The 7,873-nt window shown below is 72.9% G+C and carries 9 protein-coding genes; 3 read left to right on the top strand and 6 right to left on the bottom strand.

What is annotated here, in order from left to right:
• Window positions 1-343: aminotransferase class I/II-fold pyridoxal phosphate-dependent enzyme (locus tag LJ221_RS22160; RefSeq protein ID WP_241718487.1), on the top strand; the 343-nt coding region annotated here is incomplete at its 5' end.
• Window positions 344-627: 284 nt separating this feature from the next.
• Here the strand turns inward: LJ221_RS22160 and LJ221_RS22170 are convergent.
• Window positions 628-1,359: a 1-acyl-sn-glycerol-3-phosphate acyltransferase gene (locus LJ221_RS22170; protein WP_241718488.1), complete on the bottom strand. Its 732-nt coding sequence runs from the start codon at window positions 1,357-1,359 to the stop codon at window positions 628-630.
• A gap of 222 nt (window positions 1,360-1,581) precedes the next feature.
• The gene (gene argG / locus LJ221_RS22175; RefSeq protein WP_241718489.1) at window positions 1,582-3,006 is read right to left on the bottom strand and encodes an argininosuccinate synthase; all 1,425 of its coding nucleotides are present in this window, start codon (window positions 3,004-3,006) and stop codon (window positions 1,582-1,584) included.
• Between the two features lie 205 nt (window positions 3,007-3,211).
• Between argG and LJ221_RS22180 the strand changes: the two genes are divergently transcribed.
• Window positions 3,212-3,622, top strand: coding sequence for an SSI family serine proteinase inhibitor (locus LJ221_RS22180; protein WP_241718490.1), 411 nt, complete (start codon window positions 3,212-3,214; stop codon window positions 3,620-3,622).
• 99 nt (window positions 3,623-3,721) lie between these two features.
• Here LJ221_RS22180 and LJ221_RS22185 read toward each other — a convergent pair whose 3' ends face one another.
• From LJ221_RS22185 to LJ221_RS22200, 4 genes are all read right to left on the bottom strand, one after another.
• Window positions 3,722-3,880 (bottom strand): hypothetical protein, encoded by a 159-nt coding sequence (locus LJ221_RS22185; protein ID WP_241718491.1) that lies wholly within the window; start codon window positions 3,878-3,880, stop codon window positions 3,722-3,724.
• A 104-nt stretch (window positions 3,881-3,984) separates the two neighbouring features.
• On the bottom strand, window positions 3,985-4,935 hold the full coding sequence (locus LJ221_RS22190) for a cytochrome c oxidase assembly protein (protein WP_241718492.1): 951 nt from the start codon (window positions 4,933-4,935) through the stop codon (window positions 3,985-3,987).
• Window positions 4,936-5,061: 126 nt separating this feature from the next.
• Window positions 5,062-5,790 (bottom strand): type 1 glutamine amidotransferase, encoded by a 729-nt coding sequence (locus LJ221_RS22195; protein ID WP_241718493.1) that lies wholly within the window; start codon window positions 5,788-5,790, stop codon window positions 5,062-5,064.
• 101 nt (window positions 5,791-5,891) lie between these two features.
• Complete coding sequence (locus LJ221_RS22200) at window positions 5,892-7,130, bottom strand: MurT ligase domain-containing protein (RefSeq protein WP_241718494.1); 1,239 nt, start codon at window positions 7,128-7,130, stop codon at window positions 5,892-5,894.
• A 109-nt stretch (window positions 7,131-7,239) separates the two neighbouring features.
• Between LJ221_RS22200 and def the strand changes: the two genes are divergently transcribed.
• On the top strand, window positions 7,240-7,797 hold the full coding sequence (def, locus tag LJ221_RS22205; RefSeq protein ID WP_241718495.1) for a peptide deformylase: 558 nt from the start codon (window positions 7,240-7,242) through the stop codon (window positions 7,795-7,797).
• The last annotated feature ends 76 nt before the right edge of the window (window positions 7,798-7,873 follow it).

The following is a 7,873-nucleotide window of genomic DNA, read 5'->3' on the forward strand; positions in this document are numbered from 1 at the left end:
GCGGCTGCTGCGGGCCGAGCCCGGCCGGGCCGCCCGCGTTCGCGAGGTCGCCACCGGACTGTACGAGCGGCTGGCGGGCGCCGGTCTGGACGTCACCCGCCCGGACGCCGCCGTGGTGTCGGTGCGCGCACCCTCCCCGGAGGCGGCCGTGCGCTGGGCCGCCGACTGCCGCGGCGCCTCCCTGGCCGTCGGCTGCTTCCGCCCGCCGTCGGTGCCCGACGGGATCTCCCGGCTGCGGCTGACCGCCCGCGCCGATCTGACGGAGGCCGAGCTGGAGGCGGCCGCGGCCACCGTCGCGCGCACCGCGCCGCCCGTACGGCCGGGTGCACGGCCGGGAGCCTGACAGGCGGTGCGGCCGTTCCCTCAGCCCGCGCGCCGCCGTCCGTCCAGGACCCGCAGCGCCCGCGCCAGGGTGTGCGCGTGGAGCTCCGTGCGGGACGGGGTGATCAGTACGGTCTCGGCCGTCCGCGAGGGGCCGTCCACTCCGGGCGAACGGGGCCGCTTCGGTATCGCGGCACATCACTCCGCCCCGCCCGCCGGGGTGCCGGGGCGTGTAAGAGGGGGCGCAGGGCCGCGCGGCAGGCCGGAGGCAGGCCGCCGCGCGGCGTGCCGGCAGGTCCTGGTGGGCTACGGCGCGGCGTTCCCCGGAGCCGGGTCCGTGTCGTCGCCGCTCCTGCGGGCCTTCGTCTGTGCGGTCTTGGCGTCGGGGGCGTACAGGTCCACGTACTCCTGGCCGGACAGGTTCATGATCGTGTACATGATCTCATCGGTGACCGCGCGCAGCACCGTGCGCTCGCCGTGCTGGCCCGCGAAGCGCGAGAAGTCCAGCGGTTCGCCGAAACGGATGGTCACCCGTCCCATCCTCGGCAGCGCCCTGCCCGGGGGCTGAAGCTCGAAGGTGCCCACCATGGCGCACGGGATCACCGGCGCCCCCGTCCTGAGGGCCATGGAGGCGACGCCGACCCGTCCCCGGTAGAGCCGCCCGTCGTGCGACCGGGTGCCCTCGGGGTAGATGCCGAGCAACTCCCCCCGGCGCAGTACCCTCAGACCCTCCTCCACCGCCGCCCGCCCGGCGCCGCGGCCCGAGCGGTCGACCGGGATCTGCCCCACGCTGCGGAAGAACGCGGCGGTCAGCCTGCCCTTCAGCCCCGGCCCCGTGAAGTACTCCGCCTTGGCGAGGAAGGTGATGCGCCGGTGCAGGATCGCGGGCATCAGGAAGTGGTCGGAGAAGGACAGGTGATTTCCGGCGATGATCGCCGCGCCCTCGTCCGGGACGTTCTCCAGTCCTTCGATCCGGGGCCTGAACAGCAACCGCAGCACCGGGCCCAGCAGGACGTACTTGAGCACGTAGTAGAACACGGGGTGGCTCCCTACCGCACCGGACGGGCCCGCGGACCGCTTCGCCCCGGCCGGTGGGCGGCCGGGCGTCGGTCGGGGAGGAATCAGTGTATGTGCGGGCGCCCGCGGTGTGCGACCACCTCCCGCGCCCGTGCCCGTCCCCACCCGGGCGGGCTCCGAGCGGGCGAGGCCCCGGCGGGACGCGTCCCGCCGGGGCCTCGGGGCCCGGGTGCCGCCGGGGTCTCAGTCCGTGCCCGACTCGATCGCCGCGTGGTCGAGGGCGTCGGAGTCCACCGGTGTCTCCCCTCCCTCGTGGCTGCCCGCCGAGATGGCCTCGGCGCCACCCGGGGGCAGCTCGCCGATGAGCCCGCCCCACGCGGCGAGCTGGCCGTGTACGGCGTACTGCTCCAGCTTGCTCCGCGAGTCGGCGATGTCGAGGTTGCGCATGGTCAGCTGCCCGATGCGGTCGTCCGGGACGAACGCCGGGTCGTGGCTGCGCTCCATGGACAGTTTCTCGGGGTGGTAGCTCAGGTGCGGGCCCTGGGTGTCCAGGACGGAGTAGTCCTGGCCGCGGCGGAGCCGTACCGTGACGCTGCCGGTGACCGGGCGGCCGACCCAGCGCTGGAGGCTCTCGCGGAGCATGAGGGCTTGCGGGTCGAACCAACGGCCCTCGTAGAGCAGCCGCCCGAGCCGGCGCCCCTCCACGTGGTACATGGCCACGGTGTCCTCGTTGTGGATGGCGTTGAGCAGCCGCTCGTAGGCCAGGTGCAGCAGCGCCATGCCGGGGGCCTCGTAGACGCCGCGGCTCTTGGCCTCGATGATGCGGTTCTCGATCTGGTCGGACATTCCCAGGCCGTGCCGCCCGCCGATGAGGTTGGCCTCCCGCACGAGTTCGACCGCGCCGGGGAAGGCGCGCCCGTTGATCCGCACGGGGCGCCCGTGCTCGAACTCCACGGTGACGTCCTCGGCCGGGATGTCGACCCCGGGGTCCCAGAAGGGGACGCCCATGATCGGGGTCACGATCTCCATCGAGGTGTCGAGATACTCCAGGCTCTTGGCCTCGTGCGTGGCGCCCCAGATGTTCGCGTCGGTGGAGTACGCCTTCTCGGCCGAGTCGCGGTAGGGCAGGTCGCGTTCCGAGAGCCAGGCGGACATCTCGTGCCGTCCGCCGAGTTCGGCCACGAACGCCCGGTCCAGCCAGGGCTTGTAGATCCGCAGACCGGGATTGGCGAGCAGGCCGTAGCGGTAGAACCGCTCGATGTCGTTGCCCTTGTAGGTGGAGCCGTCCCCCCAGATGAAGACGTCGTCCTCGCGCATCGCCCGCACCAGCAGGGTGCCCACCACCGCACGGCCGAGCGGGGTGGTGTTGAAGTAGGTCTGCGCGGCCGAGCGGATGTGGAAGGCGCCGCACGCCAGGGCGGCCAGCCCCTCCTCGACCAGGGCGTCGCGGCAGTCGACGAGCCGCGCCCGCTCGGCGCCGTACGCCAGACCCCGCTCCGGCACGTCGGCCAGGTCGGGCTCGTCGTACTGGCCGACATCAGCCGTATAGGCATAGGGGACGGCGCCGCGCTCACGCATCCACGCCACCGCGACAGAGGTGTCCAAACCTCCTGAGAACGCGATGCCGATGCGCTCACCGACTGGAAGTTTATTCAGTACCTTCGACATGTATGCATCCTAGACCCGTGTGCTCCGGAGCCGTCGTCCGCACCGGGCAAGCGGTTCGGGCGCGGGAGCCGGACGGCGGACTCGGGCCCGGCCGGGGGATCGGTGCCCGCCGTCCGGGTGAAGGACCGGGCGAGGGTCCTTGCCCGGGGCGCTTTGCCACGGTGGTCTTGGCCGCGCAATCGCGCCCAGCTCCCTGGAGGCCCGCATGTTCCCGCGCCCCCGCACCGCCGCCGCCGCGGCCCTCGCCGCCGTCGCCGCGTTCATCGTCCCGGCGTCCGCCGCACTCGCGAAGGCGCCCGCGTCCGAGCCGGCCCACGGCGAGGTCTTCCTGACCGTCTCCGACGCCGAGGACACCTGGACGCGGGGTGTGATGCTGGTCTGCCCGGACGACGGCAGCGGCCCTCACCCCCGCGCGGCCGAGGCGTGCGAGGCCATCGACCAGTCCGGGGGCGAGCTGCGACAGCTCTCCGGTCGGCAGCGCGACTGCACCAACGAGTACAGGCCTGTGGTGGCCGACATCACGGGCACCTGGCGGGGGAGCCGGATCCACTGGCGGTCGGAGTTCCCCAACGCCTGTGCCCTGCTCAGGCAGACCGGGGCGGTGTTCGACTTCTGAGCCCGCGGTGAACGTGTGCGTCCCGGCCCGGACAAGCCGTCCGGGCCGGGACGCACACGTTCACCGCGGGCAGTCGGGATGTCCGCGCCGCGGAGCGGATCACCGCTCCCGCGACGTCACCACACCCAGGGTGACCAGCCCCAGGACCACCCACGCGAACCACAGCCAGCCGCTGCCGCCCAGCGCCACCGAGTAGGCGGTCACCAGTATCAGGGCGGCCACCGTGGTGATGGTCATGGCCTTCGCCGTCTCCGGCATCGCTCACACCTTCCTCCCGAGTCGGTCGGAGCGGGTCCACCGGTCGCCGCGGCCGTCGCACCGCCGCGCCCGGGCCACCGTCCTGTCCGGCCTCGGCCGGCGCGCTACTGGCCGCGGGCCTGCAACGACGCCAGGTAGGCGTTGTACGCGGTCAGCTCCCGGTCGCCGTTGCGGTCAGCGGCCCGGTCGCTGCGCCGAGCCTGCCGTTGTTCGGAGAAGTACCACTGGAAGACGAGCGCAATCAGCACGATGACCGTGGGAATCTCGCTGAACGCCCAGGCGATGCCGCCCGCGGCGTTCTGGTCGGACAGGGCGGTGACCCCGAGCGAGGCGGGCGGGTCCGCGTACGTTTCGACCATCGGCTCGCCGGCCATCATCAGCGCGATGCCGAAGAAGGCGTGGAAGGGCATGCCCGCGAACAGCTCCAGCATCCGCATCACGTAGCCGGGACGGTGCGGTCCCGGGTCCACGCCCATGATCGGCCAGAAGAAGACCAGCCCGACCGCCAGGAAGTGCACCATCATCCCGATGTGCCCGACCTTCGACTCCATCAGGAAGTCGAAGGCCGGCGTGAAGTACAGCGCGTACAGGCTCGCGATGAACATCGGGATGGTGAAGCCCGGATGCGTGACCACCCGCATGTACCGGCTGTGCAGCACCGCCACCAGGATCTCACGCGGTCCCCGGCGGCCGCGTCCGGCGGCCGGGAGCGCGCGCAGCGCCAGCGTCACGGGGGCGCCCAGCAGTACCAGGATCGGCGACAGCATGCTGATCACCATGTGCTGCACCATGTGCACGCTGAACAGCACCATGCCGTAGTCGTTGAGTTTGGTGCACATCACCAGCGCGACCGTCAGCACGCCCAGCACGAAGGAGACCGTGCGGCCGGTCCGCCAGATGTCGCCTCGCTGCCGCAGCCGCAGAACGCCCCAGCCGTAGAGCGCCAGCGCCAGCAGGCAGCTCAGCAGGAAGAACGGCTCGGGGGAGAGCTCCAGGCCGCGTCCGAGGGTGAACGGCGGCAGATCCGCCATCGTGCCGTGTCCGTCGTGGTCCATCCGCAGCTCTCCCGATTCGTGCCGATCCGCTCGGACCAGACTAGGACCGCCCCCGGCCGGAGCTCCGGCCGGGGGCGGTCTCGGGCGGATTCCGCACGTGACTCGGCGGACGCCCGGACGGGGACGTCAGGCGGGCTGGGTGGCCGCCGCGATCCGCTCGGCGCGCAGCGCCTCGTACCACCGGTCGTCCACCGGCGGCAGCGCGTTCACGTCCAGGGCCAGCTTGAGCAGCAGATCCGCGATCTGCGGGTTCCTGGCCAGCACCGGACCGTGCATGTAGGTGCCGAAGACGGTGTCGTTCCAGGCGCCCTCGGTGCCGTCGCCCGTCCCGTTGCCCCTGCCCAGCCGCACCCGGGCCAGCGGCCGTGCGGTCGGCCCCAGATGCGTGACGCCCTGGTGGTTCTCGAACCCGGTCAGCTGGGGCAGGCCGAGCCGCTCGTCCATGTCGGCCAGCACGTCGCCCACGCACCGCTCGCCCTCGCCGCGGGTGCTGGTGACGTCCAGCAGCCCCAGGCCCGGCTCGCGCTGCCCGAGGTCGTTGATGAACTCGTGCCCCAGGATCTGGTAGCCGGCGCACACCGAGAAGACGATGGCGCCGTTGTCCACGGCCCGGCTCAGCCCGCTGTCGCGGCGCAGCCGCTCGGCCGCCAGCCGCTGCGGCCGGTCCTCGCCGCCGCCGACCAGGTAGATGTCCCCGGAGGTGGGGATCGGTTGGTCGGAGCGGACGTCGACCCGCTGCACACCCAGCCTGCGCTGGCGCGCACGCCGCTCCACCACCAGTACGTTGCCCTGGTCGCCGTAGGTGCTCAGCAGGTCCGGGTAGACCCACACCACGCGCAGGCCGCTCTCACTCATGCTCGCTCGCATCCTCGCCGTGTTCCCGGCGTCTTTGGCGTCTTTGCGTCTTCGGCACTCCCGGCCCTCTCGCTCCGGCCGGTGGCCCGAAGGGCCCGGGATCAGTTGCCGACGATGCGGCGCAGATCCTGGAAGGCGGTGTAGTTGGCGATCGCCTCGATCCGGCCGGGCGGGCACTGCCGGATCGCCTCGGCGGCGTTCTCGCAGACCTGGAAGTCGACCCCCGCGACCTCCAGCCGGACCGCCAGGTCCAGCTTGCGGTCGCCGATGACGCAGATGGGGTGACCGGCCAGCCGGGAGTAGTCCACGTCCCACAGCCAGGAGGTGTCGGTGCCGTCCGCGCCGCGCGCGTTGACCGACAGGATCACGGGCGCCGGCGGGCCGTCGATCAGGGAGAAGGTCTCCAGCCAGCCGGCCGGGTTCTTCGCCAGCAGCAGCCGGATCTCGCGGCCCTGGAAGGACACCACGTCGTAGCGGCCGGCCACCGCGGTCACCGAGTACATCCGCTCCAGCGCCGTCTGGGGCGGCACCCCGAAGGCGGCGGCGACGGCCGCGGAGGTGGTGGCGTTGGCCTTGTTGGCGCGGCCGGGGAGCTGGAGGTGGATCGGCCAGGCCGACCCGTGCGGGTCCAGTACGTGGTCGCCCGACAGGGCCCAGCTCGGGGTGGGGCGGCGGAAGCCGCACTCGCCGCAGAACCAGTCGTCCCCGGGGCGCTGCATCACGCCGCCGCAGGCCGGGCAGGACCAGGCGTCGTCCTTCCACTCCTGGCCCGCGGCCACCCACACCACGTTGGGGGAGGAGGAGGCGGCCCACACCACCAGCGGATCGTCGGCGTTCGCCACGATCACGGCCTTGGAGCCGGACAGGCCCTCGCGCCAGCGCTCGGCGAGCATCCGGGTCTCGGCGGCGCGGTCGAGCTGGTCGCGGGAGAGGTTCAGCAGGGCGATCGCCTTGGGCGTCACGTCCCGGGCGACCGCGGCGAGGTACTTCTCGTCCACCTCGATGACGCCGTAGCGCGCTTCGCCGCTCCCGGCGAGCGCCGCGGTGATGCCCGCGGGCATGTTGGCGCCCAGCGCGTTGGAGACGACCGGCCCGGCGGCCCGCAGGGCCTCGGCGATCAGCCGGGTCGTCGTGGTCTTGCCGTTGGTCGCCGACACCAGGACGACGTCCAGGTTCTGGGCGAGTTTGGCCAGCAGGTCGGGGTCGAGCCTGAGGGCCACCTTTCCGCCGATCACCGACCCGCTGCCACGGCCCGCGGCCCGTGACACCGCCGCGGCTGCCTTGCCCGCCGTCACGGCCAGTTTGGCCCGTGGCGGCAGCGGCTCCGTGTTGCCTGCCATCGTCCTTGTCCCTCCTTGCCCCTGGGTCGGGGATCAGCCTACCGAGGTCCGCTCCCGGCCCCGAACCGCGCCACCCCACAGATGATCAGCACGGCGTAGGGTGGCGCCCATGCACCGCGGCACCATCCCCGGAAGTTCCGGTTCTGTCCATCCCCCGCGGCCGGCGGCCGATCCGGTCCTGCGTACGCGGTGCGCCGAGGTGGCCTCCTTCGACGCGGAGCTGGTCCGCCTGGTGGAGGACCTGTTCGCCTCGATGTACGCCGCGTACGGCGTAGGGCTGGCGGCCAACCAGATCGGCGTCCCCGTTCGGGTGTTCGTCTACGACTGCCCCGACGACGAGGACCGTCGCCACCTGGGGCACGTTGTCAACCCGCGCCTGGTGGAAACCGGCGGCGTCATCGTACGCGGTCCGGAGAGCTGTCTGTCCCTGCCCGGCGCGGAGGCCGCCGTGGAGCGCCACGACCGCGCCGTGGTGGAGGGATGGGACAGGACGGGGGCGCCGGTGCGGATCGAGGGGACCGGTTTCTTCGCCCGCTGCCTGCAGCACGAGTGCGACCACCTCGACGGCGGCGTGTACACCGACCGTCTCACGGGGCTGCGCCGCCGCCGGGCGCTGCGCGCGGCGCGTCGGGCTCCGCGGTCCGGAGCGCAGGCTCACGGGGGGTGAGACCCAGGGGCTCTCCGCGGGCACCGCGGCGGACGTGCCCGGCGCGCCGCGCGCAGCGCCCGGCGGCCTCCAGGAG

The sequence above is a fragment of the Streptomyces sp. CNQ085 genome (assembly GCF_022614595.1).
Lineage (GTDB): Bacteria > Actinomycetota > Actinomycetes > Streptomycetales > Streptomycetaceae > Streptomyces.